Genomic DNA, 15,880 nt, shown 5'->3' with positions numbered 1-15,880 from the left:
TTCGTCATGACGCGTGAATTCTCCGCCGGCAACTATCGGTTCATTCCCTCCGTGTTTCAGTATTCGGCTGGTGCGGCCGCCGATGACGGCTATGAGATCGAGCGCGTCCGGTTCGATCGCCTCGTGCCTCTGGCCGAGGGGTTTGCGCTTGCGGCAAAGTTCATTCAGGAGGCAGGGCGCCCGTTGACGGCGTTCTGTGCCTGCGAGCTGCGCTCGCCGGCTGCCTTCAGCGAGGAGGGCTTCCGCGCATTCAACTTGCATTACGTCAAGACGCTGTCGGAATGGGGCATCTTCGACGGCACCACCAATCCGGTGGCGCGCAGCAATGTCTGTCCCGAGATCGATCCGCCGTCGGAGCCGTCGTTCTACGCGTTCTCCTTCACGTTCCCAACAAGCTCCAAAGCGCCGTCCTTCGTCATTGCTGGCGGTGCCGAGGCGCGCGAGGGCGGCGGCAGCTATGTCGAGCGCACGGTACGCTACCGCGACCTCAGCCCGGAGGGGTTGCGCGAGAAGGTGCGATTCACCACGACGTCGCAGATGGAGAACCGGATGACGGCGTTCGGATTCGGTTGGAAGGACACGACCGGCGTACAGGCCTATTCCGTGCACGACTTCCACCATGCGCTTGTCGACGAGCTTGTCCGCCGTGGCGCGCTGCGCTCGGGCCTCACCTGGCACTTCGCGCGGCCGCCGGTGGTCGACCTCGAATATGAGATGGATTGCCGCCGCGTGATGCGCGAGGTGGTGATCTAACGCTGCCGCGGGTCGAGGGCGTCGCGCAGGCCGTCGCCAAGCAGGTTCAGCGACAGCACCACGAGGAAGATCGCAAGCCCCGGCCAGATCGCCATCCAGGGCGCCTGGGTCAGGAAGCGTTGCGCTGCGTTAAGCATGCTGCCCCAGGATGGCGCCGGCGGCTGCTGGCCGAGGCCGAGGAACGATAGCGCCGCCTCGGCGATGATGGCGGCTGCGATCGAGAGCGTCGCCTGAACCAGCAGTGCGGGCAGGATGTTCGGCAGGATGTGCGAGACAGCGATGCGCCAAGGCGGATTGCCGAGTGCGCGTGCCGCTTCGACATAGTCCTCGGCCTTGACGCTCAGCACCTGGCCGCGGGTCAGGCGGATGAAGATGGGCGTTGCCGAGATGCCGATCGCGATCATGGCGTTGCCGAGGCTCGGACCGAGGAACGCCGCCAGCGCAATCGCCAGGATCAGGAACGGGCAGGCCAGCATCGCATCGGTGATCCGGCTGATCAGCGCATCGACGAACCCGCCGCGATAGCCGGCGAGAAGGCCGAGCGGCACGCCGATGCCGAGGGCGATCGCGACCGAGATCAGGCCCGCAAGCAGCGAGGCCCGCGCGCCGTAGACGACGCGGCTCAGGATATCGCGGCCAAGCTCGTCAGTGCCGAACCAGTGCGTGAATGTGGGCGGCTTGCGCACCAGGCTCCAGCTCGTCGCGATGGGGTCGTAGGGCACGATCAGAGGGGCGAGCAGCGCGAGCAGGATGACGATGGTGAGGACCACGAGGCCCGCAACCGCTGCCTTGCGCTTGAACAGGTGACGCCGCGCGCGGCGCGCCGGGCTGTCCAGTTCGTCCGCTTGCACAAGGGGGCCCGACAGGGCGGCGTCGGTCATGGCCTAGCCCCTCAGCCGCGGGTTGACGAGGATGTAGGCGACGTCGGCAACCAGATTGAGGGTGATGTAGACCGTGGCGGTCACCAGCACCACACCCTGCACGACGGCATAGTCGCGGTTGAACACGGCGTCCACGATCAGCTTGCCGAAGCCGGGAATGGAGAAGATCTGCTCGGTCAGCACGGCGCCGGACAGCAGCGTGCCGAGCTCGAGCGCGCCGAGCGTGATGATCGGCGTCAGCGCGTTGCGCATGGCATGTTTCAGGATCACGGAACGCTCGGAGAGCCCCTTGGCGCGCGCGGTGCGGACGTAATCGCTTTCCAGCACCTGGAGCATGGCGCTGCGGGTATGCCGCATCAGGACCGCGGCAATCGCATTGCCGAGCACGAAAGCGGGCATGATGGTGGCAGCCAGGCTCGCGCGCCAGTTCTCGGTGAGCGGCACATAGCCCGAGGCCGGCAGCCAGCCGAGCTCGATCGAGAACAGGAAGATCAGCATGATGCCGAGCCAGAAGTTTGGCGTCGAGATGCCCCATAGCGCGAAGAAATTGGCGCCGTAGTCCCAGGCCGTTCCCTTCTTCACGGCGGCGACGATCCCGGCGGGAATGCCGATCAGGAAGGCGATGATGATCGCCATCGAACCGAGTTGCAGTGTCACCGGCAGCTTTTGCGCAATCAGCTCGCGCACCGGCATCTTGTTACGCAGGGACTCGCCGAAATCGCCCGATAACACGCCCTTCATCCAGTAGGCGTACTGCACGGGGACCGGCTGATCGAGCCGGTATTGGTGGCGGATCTGCTCGATCACGGCCGGATCGCGCTCTTCTCCCGCCATCACCAGGGCGGGATCGCCCGGCAGCAATTGCTGCAGCGAGAAGATCAGCAACGACACAAAGAACAGTGTCGGTACGATCTGCGCAAGCCGGCGGGCGAGGAAATTCAGCATCCCTGCAGCGTCACTTCAGCTTGAGGCCGACGACGCGCACGAGGCCGTCGGGCATCTGCCTGTAGCCCTCGAGCTTGGTGGTATGCGCAATGATGATGCGGCGATGATAGAGATAGAGCAGCGGCTCCTCATCCTGGACCAGCTTGGCCAAATCTTCGTAGCTGGCCTTGCGCTTGGCGAGGCCGGTCACGAGCCGCGCGTCTTCCAGCGCCTTGTCGGCCTGCGCATCGTTCCAGTCGCCGTAGTTCTGAGGAGCGCCGCTGTGCAGGAAGATGAAGGTGTTGCCGTCAGGATCGACGCGGCCGCTCCAGGCGAGCATGAAGGCCTGGTAATCGCCGGCCTCGGCCTGCTTGAGCCCGGTTGCGAATTCGGTGACGCGGATCTTCATGTCGAAACCAGCTTCTGCAGCCATCGACTGGATCACCTGCGCCGGTGTCTCCGTCTCCGCGCCCTTCGGCACCAGGAAGTCGACGCTGACTGGCGGCGTCACGCCGGCTTCCTTCAGCAGCGCCTTGGCCTTCTCCACATTGCGGGGACGGACCGGCAAGCTCTTTTGGTAGTAGGGATGATCAGGATTGACCCATTGATTGCCGACCTGAAACTCGCCGTTAAACACGACCTGGTTGATCGCCTCGCGGTCGATGGCAAGGTCGAGAGCCTGCCGCACCTTGGCGGATTGGCTCAGCGGTCCCTTGGCCTTATCCTTGCCGATATTGAGCGTGATCCCCTGATAGCCGAGCTCGATGGCGGTGGCGACCTTCAGCCGTGAATCGGCGCGCACCTCCTTGAGATCGGTGGCGAGCACGCGCTCGATCAGATCGAGGGCGCCGGATTTCAGGTTCGCCAGCCGCACGGTGGCATCGACGATGGGCTGGAACACGATGCGGTCGATGAAAACGTGGTCCTTGTTCCAGTAGTCCGCGAACTTCTCGAACACGATGCGGTCCTGCTGCACGCGCTCGACGAATTTATAAGGGCCGGCGCAGACCGGGTGCAGGCCGAACTTGTCGCCGGCTGCCTTCGCCGCTTTCGGCGACATCATCATGCCGGCGCGATCTGTGAGCTGGGCGAGCAACGGCGAGAACGGCGATTTCAGCACCAGCTTGATGGTGAGGGGATCGACGACATCGATGTGGTCTACCGAGGCGAGCTCCGGCTTGCGGAACGAGCCGGGGAGAGTCAAATGGCGCTCCAGCGAGAATTTGGCGGCCTCCGCGTCGAAAGGCTCGCCGTCGTGGAATTTCACGCCGGGCCTGAGCTTGATGACGAGGCCCTTGCCGTCATCGGCGGTCTCGCTCGACAGCGCGAGCTGGGGCACGATGTTGAGCTTCTCGTCGATGTCGAACAGCTTGTCGCAGAATGCGGCGAACACGATGCGGCCGACATAGGTGCGCGCCATCGAGGGATCAAGAATATCGGGGTCCTCGGCAAGGCCGATACGCAGCGTGGTCTGCGCGTGGGCGGCCCCAAGCGACAGCAGGAACGCAGCCGCGGTTGCGGCGAGGCGAAACATCTTCATCGGACAGTCCCCATTGCTCCGGCTACGTCGTTGCAGGCCTTGCACTCTGTATACCAACCCCGGCCGGGCTTGCGCCTTCCGTCTTTCGGCTGAAGGCTGCGACTAATTTTGCCAGTTCCGGCGTGAATCCGCCCGCTGTGGGCAGGATGCCGTCGGCCGGAGGCAGCTCGCCGACGCGATGGCAGGCGGTGGCGTGGCCTGCCTCGTCTGCCACCAACGCGGGCGCCTCGGTGCGGCAGCGGTCGATCACGAAGGGGCAGCGGGTATGGAAGCGACAGCCGGCTGGCGGATTGAGCGCGCTCGGGATCTCGCCTTGCAGGATGACCTTCGCCCGCCTGGCGCGAGGTTGCGGCAGCGGGATCGCGGACAATAGGGCGCGGCTGTACGGATGGCGTGGGTCGGCGAACAGCGCATCCGCATCGGCTTCTTCGACGATGCCGCCGAGATTCATCACCGCGACGCGGTCGGCAATGTGCTTGACCACCGCGAGATCATGCGAAACGAAGATATAAGCCAGACCAAGCCGGTCCTGGAGTTCGCGCAACAGATTCAATATCTGCGAGCGGATCGAGACGTCGAGCGCCGAGACTGGCTCGTCGCAGATGATCAGCTTCGGCTCGACCGCAAGCGCGCGGGCTATGGCGATGCGCTGGCGCTGGCCGCCGGAGAACTCGTGCGGATAGCGCCGGGCCAGCCGCGGCTCGAGCCCGACCAGCCGCAACAGCTCCGCGACACGCTCGCGCCGCTGCGCTGACGGCACGAGATCGTGCAGCGCCAGCGGTTCGGTCAGGATCTGGCCGACCGTCATGCGCGGATTGAGCGAGGCGTAGGGGTCCTGAAAGATGATCTGCGCCTCGCGGCGGAATTCGCGAAGCGCATTCGCATCGAGGGAGAGCAGATCGCGGCCGTCGAAGCGTACCGTGCCCGCATCTGGTTCGATCAGTCGCAGCACCAGACGGCTGACGGTGGATTTGCCGCAACCGGACTCGCCGACCAAGGCGAGGGTCTTGCCGGCTTCAAGTGAAAATGACACGCCATCGACGGCTTTGACATGCGCCAGGGCGCGACCGAACAGCGAGCGCTGGGCGGCGAAATGCTTGACCAGGCCGTTGACTTCGAGCAGCGCCATCACGACACCAGACGTTCGAGCGGCGCGCGGATGCAGCGCGAGAGGTGGGCGGGGCCAACTTCCACCAGCGGCGGCGGCGCCTTGGTGCAGGCGTCCAGCACGAAGGGACAGCGTGCGGCGAAGCGGCAGCCGGCGGGCGGCTGCGCCATATTCGGCACCATGCCCTCGATCGTTGCAAGCTGCTCGGCGCGATGGTCGAGCCGCGGGATCGAGCCGAGCAGGCCGACCGTGTAGGGGTGCTGCGGTGCAGAGAACAGTTCGTCGACCGGCGCGCGCTCGACGATCTCGCCGGCATACATCACCGCAACCTCGTCGCAGACTTCGGCGACGACGCCGAGATCGTGAGTGATCAGAATGATGGCGGCGCCACTCGCGGCCTTCAGCTCGCGCATCAGCTCCAGGATCTGGGCCTGCAGGGTGACGTCGAGCGCAGTGGTCGGCTCGTCCGCGATCAAGAGCTGCGGATCGCAGGCGAGCGCCATCGCGATCATGACGCGCTGGCGCATGCCGCCGGAGAGCTTGTGCGGATATTCGTCGATCCGGCGCTCGGGCGAAGGGATGTGCACGCGGCGCAGCAGCTCGATCGCGCGGTCCCGTGCGCTGCGGCGCGAACCGCCGCGATGGCGCAAAATGGTCTCGATGATCTGGTCGCCGATCGTGAAGCTCGGGTTGAGCGAGGTCATCGGCTCCTGAAAGATCATCGCGAGCCGGTTGCCGCGCAGGTCGCGCAGCGTCCGGTCCGGAGTCTTCAGCAGGTCGAAGCCATCGAAGCGGATTGCGCCCGATATCTCCGTCGTCTGCTTCGGCAGCAAGCCCATGATCGCCAGCGAGGTCACGCTCTTGCCGCAGCCGGATTCGCCGACGAGGCCGAGCGTTGCGCCATTGGCGACGCTGAGATCGACGCTGTCGACCGCATGAGTGACACGGCCGTCGTCGCCGTGAAAGCGAATGCGCAGGTCCCTGATCTCGATGAGAGGGCTTGCGCTCATGCCTGTCTTGCTCGTGCCGCGGCGATGCTGGCATCGATGACGCTGCGATCGGTGTTGCCGGCCGGGTTCCGCCGGGTCGGCATAGAGCCGCGGAAGTGGACCCAGAGTTCGTGGCTGACCCGCTCGAGCCGCTCGAGTTCACCGAGCGGATCAGGGTGGTCGTCGGCACGAATGTCCAGCGCCGGCCATTCCTCCTCGCCGTGGATCAGCAGTGCCGCGGACTGCTTGCCGCGCTTGTCGCCGCCGGCGGCTTCGCCTGCGCGCATGGCTGCAAGCAGCCGGCGCGGGAAGGGCAGGCTGTCATTGGCGATGTAGGTTTTTGCCGTCTCGGCGAGGACGTCGGCGCCGGCGAGCATGTTGCCTGCGATCGAGAAGCCGCTGCCGGCGATGTGCCCGCACCAGTCGACGCAATCGCGCCCGGTATGCGCGGCAATCGCGCCACTCGCGTCCATGATGTGGATCTGCCGGCTCTCGCGGCCGTCGTCGGTCGCGAGCAGCGCGGCGAGTACGTCATGCGCGTTCAGGCCTTCGCGTAACAGCTTGACGCCGTCGATGCCGTAATAGGGATTGACGAAAGCTTGCGTTGCAATGGCCCCGAGGCCCGCCGCGATGTAGGGCACATGTGCGCCGACGGCGAAGAAGCGGGTCGCAACCGCAATGCCGAACTGGCCGGTGGCAGGGTCTCGCGCGATAATCGACCAGGTCATGTGCTTCAGCGTCCTGCGGCGTAGCCCTGCATGCCGCGCGGATTGGCGGCGGCGCGCCGGCGCGCACCGACGCGCGAGGCTGCAGTGAGACGGCCCTCGGACCAGTCGGGGCCGACCTCGACGATGTGCCCGCGCTCGCGAAGGTTCTCGATCGTCGCCTTGGGCACCCGGTTTTCGACCACGAGCACGCCGGGGCGCGCCGTGCGCGGCCAGAACGAGATCGGGAAATGCTCGGAGTGCCAGGCCGGTGCGTCGATCGCCTCCTGGAGATTGAGGTTGCAATGGACGTGGCGCAGGAAGAACTGCGTGATCCATTGATCCTGCTGGTCGCCGCCCGGCGAGCCCCAGGCGAGATACGGCTCACCGTCGCGCAGCGCCATGGTCGGCGACAGTGTCGTGCGGGGCCGCTTGCCCGGCGCGAGCGAGCTCGGTTGGTTCTCCTCCAACTCGAACATTTGTGCGCGGCTGCCGAGGCAGAAACCCAGCTCGGGAATGACAGGCGAGGATTGCAGCCAGCCCCCCGACGGCGTCGAGGACACCATGTTGCCGGCTTTGTCGATGATGTCGAAATGCACGGTGTCGCCGCGCACCTCGCCGAAGCGCCCCACGGTCGGTTCGCCGGCTCCAAGCGCGCCAACGGCCTCGCGTTGCCCTTCAGCGCGGCGCAGCTTGACCACGCCGCCAAAACCCTCGACCGCACCGGGCCGGAGATCGAGCGAAGCCTTCTCGGTAACCAGCTTACGACGTTCGTCGTTGTAGGCGTCCGATAGCAGCGTCGCGATCGGGACCTCGCTGAACTTGGGATCGCCGTAGAATTTTTCGCGGTCCGCGAAGGCTAGTTTGGCGCATTCGATCTGGAGATGGATGAACTCCGGCCCGGTCGGATCGAGCCCGTCCAGCGCAAACCCCTTCAACAGCGCGAGCTGCTGGAGGGTCACCGGGCCCTGGCTCCAGACGCCGGCCTTGCAGACGGTGTAGCGGCCATAATCGTAGGTGAGCGGCGCCTCGATCGTCGGCTGCCAGCGTGCCATGTCGTCGGCGGAGAGCACGCCGCGATGTGGCGAGCCGCTGACGTCCATCACCTCCTGCGTCCGGCAGAACTTGTCGATCGCTTCCGCGACGAAACCTCGCGACCAGGCCTTTCGCGCCCGCTCGATCTCGGCGTCGCGGCCACCAGCGCCGCTCTCGGCTTCGTTCAGAATCCGGGTGTAGGTCGCGGCCAGCGTCTTGTTAGTGAAGAGCGTACCCGGCTTCGGCACTTCGCCGTTCGGCAGGTAGACCGCGGCCGAGGTCGGCCAGTGCTTGCGGAACAATTGCTCGACAGTCTGGATCGTGGCGCAGGCGCGCTCGACCAGCGGGTAGCCGTCGCGGGCATAGGAGATCGCGGGTTCCAGCACGTCGCGCACTCGCATCGTGCCGTAATCGCGGAGCAGCATCATCCAGGATTCGAAGGTGCCGGGGACACAGGCCGCTAGCAGGCCGGTGCCGGGCACCATGTCGAGGCCCTCGCTCTTGTAATGCGCGATGGTGGCGCGCGCCGGTGCCGGGCCCTGGCCGCAGATCACCTCGGTGCGGCCGCGCTTCACGTCATGGACGATAACAGGCACGTCGCCGCCGGGGCCGTTCAGATGCGGCTCGACCACTTGAAGCGTGAAGGCCGTGGCGACACCGGCGTCGAAGGCATTGCCGCCCTTTTCCAGAACAGCCATGCCGACGGCGGTTGCGATCCAGTGCGTGGTGGCGACGACACCGAACGTGCCTTCGATCTCTGGGCGCGTCGTGAAGGGATCGGGATTGACATTGCTGGCCATGGCTACCTCATTTGCGGCGCGCAATTGATCACAGGCAATGCCGTGCCGCCAATGCGCTGCTAGCATGGCACGCGCGCGTCACGCCGGGACCGGCGCGGTGTTAACCGCGTGGCAGGCGACGCCATTGATCAGTTCTGGAGCCTCCTTGCGGCAGAGATCGAACGCCAGCGGGCAGCGCGGATTGAAGGCACAGCCGGGCGGCGGATTGATCGGGTTCGGGATCTCGCCTTTCACCGGAATGCGCTGGCGGCCGCTCATTGCCAGATCAGGCACGGCGCCCAGCAGCATCTTGGTGTAGGGCATGCGCGGACGGGCGAACAGCTCGCGACCCTCCGCGATCTCGACGATTCGGCCGAGATACATCACCCCGACGCGGCTCGCCATGTGCCGGACCACGGCGAGGTTGTGGCTGATGAACATGTAGGTCAGGCCGAACTTGTCCTGGAGGTCGCGCATCAGGTTCAGGATCTGCGCCTGCACGGAGACGTCGAGCGCCGAGGTCGGCTCGTCGCAGACGATGAATTCGGCGTCGGAGGCGAGCGCGCGGGCGATCGCGATGCGCTGGCGCTGGCCGCCGGAGAATTCATGCGGATATTTCAGGCGGTCGTCGGGATGCAGGCCGACAAGACTGAGCAACTCGCCGACGCGGGACTGGATATCGCGCTCGCCCTGGATCAGGTCGAAGGCGCGGATCGGTTCGGAGATGATGGCGTCGACGCGGAACTGCGGGTTCAGGCTCGCATACGGGTCCTGAAAAATCATCTGGATGCGGCGGCGCAGCTTGCGGCGCGCCTGACCTTGCCGTGGATCGGTCATCGAGACGCCGTCGATCAGGACATCGCCGGAACTCGGCGGCAACAGGCCGACCACCATCCGCGCCACTGTAGTCTTGCCTGAACCGGACTCACCGACCAGCGCAAAGGTCTCGCCCTTCTTGATGTCGAAGGTGACGTGATCGACAGCCTTGAGATATTCGAGATGTCCGCCTTCGAGTACGCGGTTGAGCCAGGGTTTTGAGACGTCGAAGACGCGACGGAGATTTGTGGCCTGGACTAAGGGGGCGCTCATGCCGCGGTCTCCGCCGGTACGCTGTCATAGAGATGGCAGGCAACCGATTGTGTGCCACGCGGCAGCGGCTCTGGTCGCTCTACCCGGCAGCGATCGAACGCGAACGCGCAGCGCGGGTTGAACGAGCAGCCGCGCGGGATCGCCGACAGGCGCGGCATCGAGCCGGGGATCTGCACCAGACGCTTGTCGTCGCCGGCAAGCGTCGGGATCGCGCCCATCAAACCCTTGGCATAGGGGTGCAGCGGGTTCCTGACGACGTCCTGCACCGGGCCGATCTCGGCGACGCGGCCGGCATACATCACCGCGACGCGATCAGAAGTCTCGGCGATCACGCCCATGTCGTGCGTCACCAGCATCACGGCGGTACCGTGGTCTCGGCCGAGACGCTTGATCAGCGAGATGATCTGCGCCTGCACGGAGACGTCGAGGGCGGTGGTCGGCTCGTCCGCGATGATCAACTCCGGCTCGGCGCAGATCGCAAGTGCAATCACCACGCGCTGTCGCATGCCGCCGGAGAATTCATGAGGATAGCCGTCGATGCGTTTCTCCGGCGCGGGAATGCCTACCTCGGCGAGCAGGTCGATGGCACGGCGGCGGGCCGCCTGTTCGGAGAGATTGAGGTGGGTCCGGATCGTTTCCACGATCTGGTCGCCGACCTTGTACAGCGGATTGAGGGACGTGAGCGGATCCTGGAAGATCATGCCGATGCGCTTTCCCCTGATACGGCGCATTTCCTCAGGCGGCAGGTTGTCGATGCGCAGGCCTGCGAGATGGATCTCGCCACCGGCGATGCGGCCGGGCGGATCGATCAGGCCGATCACCGAAAGGCCGGTGACGGATTTGCCGGCCCCGGATTCGCCGACCACGCCGAGCACCTCGCCCTTGGCGATGTCGAAGGAGACGCCGTCGATCGCGCGCAGCGTGCCGCGGCGGGAGGCGAATTCGACCTGGAGATTGCGGACGGAGAGAACGGGTTCGGTCATGAACGCTGGATACTCATCGGAGTTTCGGGTTGAGCGCGTCGCGCAGCCAGTCGCCGAGCAGGTTGATCGACAGGATCAGGGCAGCGAGTGCGATTCCGGGGAATGCGACGATCCACCATTCGCCTGCGAACAGATAGCCGTTGCCGATGCGGATCAGCGTGCCGAGCGACGGCATGGTCTCGGGCATGCCCGAGCCGAGGAACGACAGCGTTGCCTCGGTGATGATGGCGAGCGCGAGGTTGATGGTGGCGATCACGAGGATCGGCCCTGTGGTGTTCGGCAGCACGTGGCGCAGCATGATCACGGGGGCAGGCAGGCCGATCAATTGCGCGGCTGCGACATAATCCTTGTTCTTTTCGACCAGCACCGAGCCACGCACCGTGCGCGCGTACTGCACCCAAAAACTCAGCCCGATCGCGAAGACCAGCACCGCCAACATGCTCATCTCGTCGAGCTTGTTGCCAAAGACCGATTTGGCGATGCCGTTGATCAAGAGCGCGATCAGGATGGCCGGAAAAGAAAGTTGCACGTCGGCGATGCGCATGATCAGCCCGTCGATGGCGCCGCCGAAATAACCGGCCGTCAGCCCGAGCAGGATGCCGATCGCGCCGGATAAAACCACGCCGAGTACGCCGACGAGAAGCGAGATGCGCAGGCCGTAGAGGATCGCTGACAGCACGTCGCGGCCCTGCTCGTCGGTGCCGAGCAGGAACGGGCTCTGGCCGTCGGCGGTCCAGAGCGGCGAGATGCGCGAATTCATCAGCTGGAGCTGCGCCGGGTCGAACGGATTTTGCACCGACAGCACCGAGGCAAAGATCGCGAACAGGAAGAACAGCAGCGTCACTACGGCGGCGATCATGGTGATCTTGGAGCGGCGGAACGAATAGAACAGGTCGCTGTCGAGCGCGCGCCTGAACCAGCCGGGTGCGGCGGCGGCGCGCTTCTCGGTGCTGTGTGGAACGACGGCCTCGCTCATGTCAGTGCGCCCGGCTGACCGTCGAGCGCAGCCGCGGATCGACGATGGTGTAGAGGATATCAACCACGAGATTGATGGTGACGAAGATCAGGGACACCATCATCAGATAGGCCGCCATGATCGGGATATCGACGTTCTGAACCGCCTGCACGAACAGGAGCCCCATGCCCGGCCACTGGAACACCGTCTCGGTGATGATTGCGAAAGCTATGACCGAGCCAAATTGCAAGCCCGCCACGGTGATTACGGGAATCAGTGTGTTGCGCAGCGCATGGCCGAAATGGATCGCCCGCGTGGTCAGCCCGCGCGCGCGGGCGAAGCGGATGTAGTCGGTGCGCAGCACTTCCAGCATCTCCGCGCGGACCAGCCGCATGATCAGCGTCATCTGGAACAGGCCGAGGGTGATTGATGGCATGATCAGCGCCTTCAAGCCTGACAGCGTCAGGAGCCCCGTCGTCCACCAGCCGATATGCACGACATCGCCCCGCCCGAACGAGGGTAGCCAACCGAGCGTCACGGAGAACAGGTAGATCATGAGAATGCCGATCAGGAAGGTCGGCAGCGAGATGCCGATCAGCGAGACGGCCTGAAATATGTGCGAGAGCCAGCTATCACGGCGCAGCGCCGAATAGACCCCCATCAGGATGCCGCTGACCATGGCGAAGATGGTGGCGCAGATCGCGAGCTCAAGCGTTGCCGGCATCCGCTCGATCAGCAGATTGGTGACCGGCAGGCGGAACTGGTATGACACGCCGAATTTGAATTGCGCGGCGTTGCCGACATAACGGCCGAATTGCACGATCACGGGATCGTCGAGGCCGAGCGATTTGCGGATCGCGGCGCGCTCGGCGCCCGAGGTGTCCATCCCGACCATCTGGTTCACGGGATCGCCGGCGAAGCGGAACATCGAGAACGAAATGATCCCGACGGCGATCATGACACCGATGGCCTGGATGGCTCGGCGCAGTGTGAAAGCGAGCATCTGTTCCTTTCACATGTCTTCAGCAGCACGCGTCATCGCGTTAGCCCGAAACGGCAAGTCCCGGAAGCCAGGGCTTCCGGGACTTCACAACTTGTCGACACCTACTCGTCCTGCTTGGTCGCCCAGTAGAGCATGACCATGTTGTCCGCACGCTGGGTCAGTTTCACCTTCTTCGACACGCCCCAGGCGAGCGCCTGCTGGTGCAGCGGAACGTAGGCCCAGTCCTTCATCGAGACCTCGAAGGCCTGCTTGATCAGGAGATCGCGCTTGGCTGTATCGGATTCCACGAGAACCTTGTCGGCGAGCTCGTCGAACTGCTTGTTGCAATAGCCGGCGAGATTGGCCTCGCCGCGGTTGGGATCCTTGGGATCGTCCCGGCAGCCCATGATGTCGTGCAGCACGTTCTGGGAGTCGAGCGTATCCGGGGTCCAGCCCAGCATGTACAGCGAGGTTTTGTAGCCGCCGGGCTTCAGCACCTTGGCGAAATATTGGGCCTTGGGCTGCGCCAACAGATCCACCTTGATGTTGATGCGGGCGAGCATGCCGACGATCGCCTGACAGATCGCGGCGTCATTGACGTAGCGATCGTTCGGGCAGTCCATCGTCACTTCGAAACCGTCCGCATAGCCGGCGTCTGCCAGAAGCTTCTTGGCGGCGTCGGGATCGAACTTCGGCCGGGTGAAATCTTTCGAGGTAAAGATCTCTGGTGCGACCATCAATGCGGACGGCGTGGACAGTCCACGCATGACGCGATTCTTGATTAGGTCGACGTCGATCGCCCGGTAGACGGCTTCGCGGACGCGAACATCCTTGAACGGGTTCTTGCCCTTGATGTTGGAATACAGGAGCTCGTCGCGCGCCTGATCCATGCCGACGAAAATGGTGCGGAGTTCAGGTCCCGTCAGCACGGTGGCGTTGGGGCTCGCTTTGACGCGCTCGATGTCCTGGACCGGAACCGGCTCGATCACGTCGACCTCGCCCGACAGCAGCGCCGCGACACGCGTGGCCGGGTTTGCGATCGGCGTGAAGACGATCTCCTTCAGATTATGTTCCGGCTTGCGCCACCAGTTTGGATTGGCCTTGAATACGGTCTTCACGCCCGGCTGATGGCTCTCGATCATGAAGGGGCCGGTGCCGTTTTCATGGAGCGAGGCGTAGCTCGGTGTCGTAGCGGCTGCCGGCGTCGGTGCCACCGCATCGTTCGCCTCTGCCCATTTCTTGTCCATAATGTACCAGGTCGCCCAAAGCGCCGTCAGGATCGGATTGGGCGAGCTCAGGACGAAATCGACGGTGTAATCGTCGATCTTGACGACTTTGGCGTCGGCGGGGAGGCGGCTGAGGAAGTTTGAGCCTTTAGCCCGCACGCGCTCAGCCGAGAACACGACATCGTCGGCGGTGAAGGGGTCGCCATTGTGGAATTTTACGCCCTTGCGCAGGTGAAAGCGCCAGCGTGTCGGCTCCGGCGTCTCCCAGCTTTCGGCGAGCGCCGGAATGATCTTCAGGTCTTTGCCGCGGGCGACTAAGCCCTCATAAACGTGGCCGAGATGCGCACTCGTGGTCGACTCGTTCAGCGTGTAGGGGTCGAGCGACTTCAGCTCACCCTGGTTGGCGTAGCGCAGCGACTGGCCCGACACAGGCGAAACCGCCAACGCGAGCACACCGGCGAGCGTCGCCGCAAACAGACTTCGTCCGACTGACATTCTTGACCCTCTCCACTAGCCCGCACCGTGATTTTTGATTGTTCGGCGGGGCTGATCGATCCATGTTGCCCAGAGTTCTCGACCCGTGCAAGCGCCATTCCAGCAAGGAACGCGCCAAGTTGCACCGCTGTGCAGCAATGCTGACCAACAATTTAGGGGCGACAGGCGCATGGGCGACATTGGACTTTCGGCCAGACGGGTCCCGAGAATGAGGGCGGAATCGGCCCGCCGGCGCCCATTCGCGCCGACAATTTGATTGACCATATCCGCCGGTTGCGGGAGCCCGCGTCCGGCCCCACGTCTCAGGTCGCTTGCGTCGCACACCATGTCGCGGTGATACTGTGTGACGCCGCTCGAATCTCATCCGGAGGGGACATGAAAGTTAATATCGAAATCGACTGCACCCCCCTCGAGGCCCGCCAGTTCTTCGGGTTGCCGGATGTCTCGCCGATGCAGACGGCGGTGATGGACAAGCTGCAGCAACAGGTCCTGAGCAACATCGATAAGGTCTCTCCGGAATCGCTGATCCAGAGCTGGTTCACCTTCGATCCCAAGATCGCGGAACGGTTTCAGGACATGTTCGTTACCATGGCCGGTCTCGGTAGCCCGCGCGGCGGCGACAAGAAGAAATAATGCCGACCACGCGCGGCGGTGCGCCAGGCTCGGGCCGGCTTCGTCCGCCGGGCCTTGGCCTGCTGCTTGCGGAGGCGCGCAGCCTGTTCGAATTCAACGCAAGCGTCCTGCTGTCGCCGCTGCTGATGCGCGCGCCCAGGGGAGACGGCCATCCGGTGCTGGCGCTTCCGGGCTTTCTCGCCAGTGATCTCTCGATGGCACCGATACGGCGCTATCTCCGCGAACTCGGCTATGACGCGCATGCCGGGCGGATGGGCCGCAATCTCGGCGGACTGGCGCGGATGCGGGAAACCCTGCACACGCGCCTCACCGAAATCCACGCTGGAAGCGGACGGAAGGTCAGCCTGGTCGGATGGAGCCTCGGCGGCGTCTATGCCCGCGATCTCGCGCTCCAGGTGCCCGACATGGTCCGCTCTGTCATCACGCTCGGCAGCCCCTTTGCCAATGATGCGCGGGCCACCAACGCGACGGCGCTCTATGAGGCGTTGTCCGGCGAGCGGGTCGAGGATTTCGCGGAAGTGCGCGAAGCGATCGCCGGCGATCTTCCGGTGCCGGCGACGTCGATCTATTCGCGCACAGACGGCGTCGTGAATTGGCGGACTTGCCTGCTAGACCCCTCCGACCGGGCCGAGAATATCGAGGTGCGTTTCGCAAGCCACATCGGGCTCGGGGTGAACCCGGCTGCGTTATGGGCCGTGGCGGATCGCCTGGCGCAACCGGAGGGGGAGTTCTGGCCATTTGACCGGGCTGGTCCGTTTGCCATTGCATATGCCCCGCCGGAGCGGGCAGTATCGGCCTGACGAG

At 64.6% G+C, this 15,880-nt stretch carries 15 protein-coding genes; 3 read left to right on the top strand and 12 right to left on the bottom strand.

Features of this window, described 5'->3' with window-relative positions; genetic code table 11:
- Nucleotides 1–6 precede the first annotated feature (6 nt).
- The gene (cnbZ, locus tag JJC00_RS28065) at nucleotides 7–753 is read left to right on the top strand and encodes a 2-amino-5-chloromuconate deaminase CnbZ (RefSeq protein ID WP_200469089.1); all 747 of its coding nucleotides are present in this window, start codon (nucleotides 7–9) and stop codon (nucleotides 751–753) included.
- On the opposite strand, the gene JJC00_RS28060 is transcribed toward cnbZ, so the two are convergent.
- The 12 genes from JJC00_RS28060 to JJC00_RS28005 all read right to left on the bottom strand — a co-directional run bounded on the left by JJC00_RS28060 (nucleotide 750) and on the right by JJC00_RS28005 (nucleotide 14,443).
- On the bottom strand, nucleotides 750–1,634 hold the full coding sequence (locus JJC00_RS28060) for an ABC transporter permease (protein ID WP_200469088.1): 885 nt from the start codon (nucleotides 1,632–1,634) through the stop codon (nucleotides 750–752). The genes cnbZ and JJC00_RS28060 overlap by 4 nt on opposite strands.
- Nucleotides 1,635–1,637: 3 nt before the next feature.
- A complete protein-coding gene (locus tag JJC00_RS28055) occupies nucleotides 1,638–2,579 on the bottom strand; it encodes an ABC transporter permease (protein WP_200469087.1) in 942 nt (313 codons plus the stop codon).
- 10 nt (nucleotides 2,580–2,589) lie between these two features.
- Nucleotides 2,590–4,098, bottom strand: a complete 1,509-nt coding sequence (locus tag JJC00_RS28050) for an ABC transporter substrate-binding protein (RefSeq protein ID WP_200469086.1) — start codon at nucleotides 4,096–4,098, stop codon at nucleotides 2,590–2,592.
- A 22-nt stretch (nucleotides 4,099–4,120) separates the two neighbouring features.
- Nucleotides 4,121–5,227 carry an ABC transporter ATP-binding protein gene (locus tag JJC00_RS28045; RefSeq protein WP_200469085.1) on the bottom strand — a complete coding sequence of 369 codons (1,107 nt, stop codon included), beginning with the start codon at nucleotides 5,225–5,227 and terminating at the stop codon, nucleotides 4,121–4,123.
- Nucleotides 5,227–6,216 carry an ABC transporter ATP-binding protein gene (locus JJC00_RS28040; protein WP_200469084.1) on the bottom strand — a complete coding sequence of 330 codons (990 nt, stop codon included), beginning with the start codon at nucleotides 6,214–6,216 and terminating at the stop codon, nucleotides 5,227–5,229. The genes JJC00_RS28045 and JJC00_RS28040 overlap by 1 nt, the downstream gene beginning before the upstream one ends.
- Nucleotides 6,213–6,923, bottom strand: a complete 711-nt coding sequence (locus tag JJC00_RS28035) for a DUF1028 domain-containing protein (RefSeq protein ID WP_200469083.1) — start codon at nucleotides 6,921–6,923, stop codon at nucleotides 6,213–6,215. The genes JJC00_RS28040 and JJC00_RS28035 overlap by 4 nt, the downstream gene beginning before the upstream one ends.
- A gap of 5 nt (nucleotides 6,924–6,928) precedes the next feature.
- Nucleotides 6,929–8,734, bottom strand: coding sequence for a gamma-glutamyltransferase family protein (locus JJC00_RS28030; protein ID WP_200469082.1), 1,806 nt, complete (start codon nucleotides 8,732–8,734; stop codon nucleotides 6,929–6,931).
- Nucleotides 8,735–8,812: 78 nt separating this feature from the next.
- Nucleotides 8,813–9,802 (bottom strand): ABC transporter ATP-binding protein, encoded by a 990-nt coding sequence (locus tag JJC00_RS28025; protein ID WP_200469081.1) that lies wholly within the window; start codon nucleotides 9,800–9,802, stop codon nucleotides 8,813–8,815.
- Nucleotides 9,799–10,785, bottom strand: a complete 987-nt coding sequence (locus tag JJC00_RS28020; protein WP_200469080.1) for an ABC transporter ATP-binding protein — start codon at nucleotides 10,783–10,785, stop codon at nucleotides 9,799–9,801. Before JJC00_RS28020 ends, JJC00_RS28025 begins: the two co-directional genes overlap by 4 nt.
- 13 nt (nucleotides 10,786–10,798) lie before the next feature.
- Nucleotides 10,799–11,761 carry an ABC transporter permease gene (locus JJC00_RS28015; protein ID WP_200469079.1) on the bottom strand — a complete coding sequence of 321 codons (963 nt, stop codon included), beginning with the start codon at nucleotides 11,759–11,761 and terminating at the stop codon, nucleotides 10,799–10,801.
- Between the two features lies 1 nt (nucleotide 11,762).
- On the bottom strand, nucleotides 11,763–12,743 hold the full coding sequence (locus tag JJC00_RS28010) for an ABC transporter permease (RefSeq protein ID WP_200469078.1): 981 nt from the start codon (nucleotides 12,741–12,743) through the stop codon (nucleotides 11,763–11,765).
- Between the two features lie 101 nt (nucleotides 12,744–12,844).
- On the bottom strand, nucleotides 12,845–14,443 hold the full coding sequence (locus tag JJC00_RS28005) for an ABC transporter substrate-binding protein (protein ID WP_200469077.1): 1,599 nt from the start codon (nucleotides 14,441–14,443) through the stop codon (nucleotides 12,845–12,847).
- Nucleotides 14,444–14,818: 375 nt separating this feature from the next.
- Here JJC00_RS28005 and JJC00_RS28000 point away from each other — a divergent pair, with 375 nt between their 5' ends.
- Together JJC00_RS28000 and JJC00_RS27995 are read left to right on the top strand one after the other, a co-directional pair.
- Nucleotides 14,819–15,076 carry a DUF6489 family protein gene (locus JJC00_RS28000; RefSeq protein WP_200469076.1) on the top strand — a complete coding sequence of 86 codons (258 nt, stop codon included), beginning with the start codon at nucleotides 14,819–14,821 and terminating at the stop codon, nucleotides 15,074–15,076.
- Nucleotides 15,076–15,876, top strand: a complete 801-nt coding sequence (locus JJC00_RS27995) for an esterase/lipase family protein (RefSeq protein WP_200469075.1) — start codon at nucleotides 15,076–15,078, stop codon at nucleotides 15,874–15,876. Before JJC00_RS28000 ends, JJC00_RS27995 begins: the two co-directional genes overlap by 1 nt.
- Nucleotides 15,877–15,880 lie beyond the last annotated feature (4 nt).

The sequence above is a fragment of the Bradyrhizobium diazoefficiens genome (genome assembly GCF_016616885.1).
Taxonomy (GTDB): domain Bacteria; phylum Pseudomonadota; class Alphaproteobacteria; order Rhizobiales; family Xanthobacteraceae; genus Bradyrhizobium; species Bradyrhizobium diazoefficiens_F.
This window is presented reverse-complemented; position numbering and strand designations above follow the sequence as displayed.

Excerpts from the sequence above, each read along its gene's own strand:
- cnbZ (WP_200469089.1), top strand. The coding sequence starts at position 7 with ATGACGCGTGAATTCTCCGCCGGCAACTATCGGTTCATTCCCTCCGTG.
- JJC00_RS28060 (WP_200469088.1), bottom strand. The coding sequence starts at position 1,634 with ATGACCGACGCCGCCCTGTCGGGCCCCCTTGTGCAAGCGGACGAACTG.
- JJC00_RS28055 (WP_200469087.1), bottom strand. The coding sequence starts at position 2,579 with ATGCTGAATTTCCTCGCCCGCCGGCTTGCGCAGATCGTACCGACACTG.
- JJC00_RS28050 (WP_200469086.1), bottom strand. The coding sequence starts at position 4,098 with ATGAAGATGTTTCGCCTCGCCGCAACCGCGGCTGCGTTCCTGCTGTCG.
- JJC00_RS28045 (WP_200469085.1), bottom strand. The coding sequence starts at position 5,227 with ATGGCGCTGCTCGAAGTCAACGGCCTGGTCAAGCATTTCGCCGCCCAG.
- JJC00_RS28040 (WP_200469084.1), bottom strand. The coding sequence starts at position 6,216 with ATGAGCGCAAGCCCTCTCATCGAGATCAGGGACCTGCGCATTCGCTTT.
- JJC00_RS28035 (WP_200469083.1), bottom strand. The coding sequence starts at position 6,923 with ATGACCTGGTCGATTATCGCGCGAGACCCTGCCACCGGCCAGTTCGGC.
- JJC00_RS28030 (WP_200469082.1), bottom strand. The coding sequence starts at position 8,734 with ATGGCCAGCAATGTCAATCCCGATCCCTTCACGACGCGCCCAGAGATC.
- JJC00_RS28025 (WP_200469081.1), bottom strand. The coding sequence starts at position 9,802 with ATGAGCGCCCCCTTAGTCCAGGCCACAAATCTCCGTCGCGTCTTCGAC.
- JJC00_RS28020 (WP_200469080.1), bottom strand. The coding sequence starts at position 10,785 with ATGACCGAACCCGTTCTCTCCGTCCGCAATCTCCAGGTCGAATTCGCC.
- JJC00_RS28015 (WP_200469079.1), bottom strand. The coding sequence starts at position 11,761 with ATGAGCGAGGCCGTCGTTCCACACAGCACCGAGAAGCGCGCCGCCGCC.
- JJC00_RS28010 (WP_200469078.1), bottom strand. The coding sequence starts at position 12,743 with ATGCTCGCTTTCACACTGCGCCGAGCCATCCAGGCCATCGGTGTCATG.
- JJC00_RS28005 (WP_200469077.1), bottom strand. The coding sequence starts at position 14,443 with ATGTCAGTCGGACGAAGTCTGTTTGCGGCGACGCTCGCCGGTGTGCTC.
- JJC00_RS28000 (WP_200469076.1), top strand. The coding sequence starts at position 14,819 with ATGAAAGTTAATATCGAAATCGACTGCACCCCCCTCGAGGCCCGCCAG.
- JJC00_RS27995 (WP_200469075.1), top strand. The coding sequence starts at position 15,076 with ATGCCGACCACGCGCGGCGGTGCGCCAGGCTCGGGCCGGCTTCGTCCG.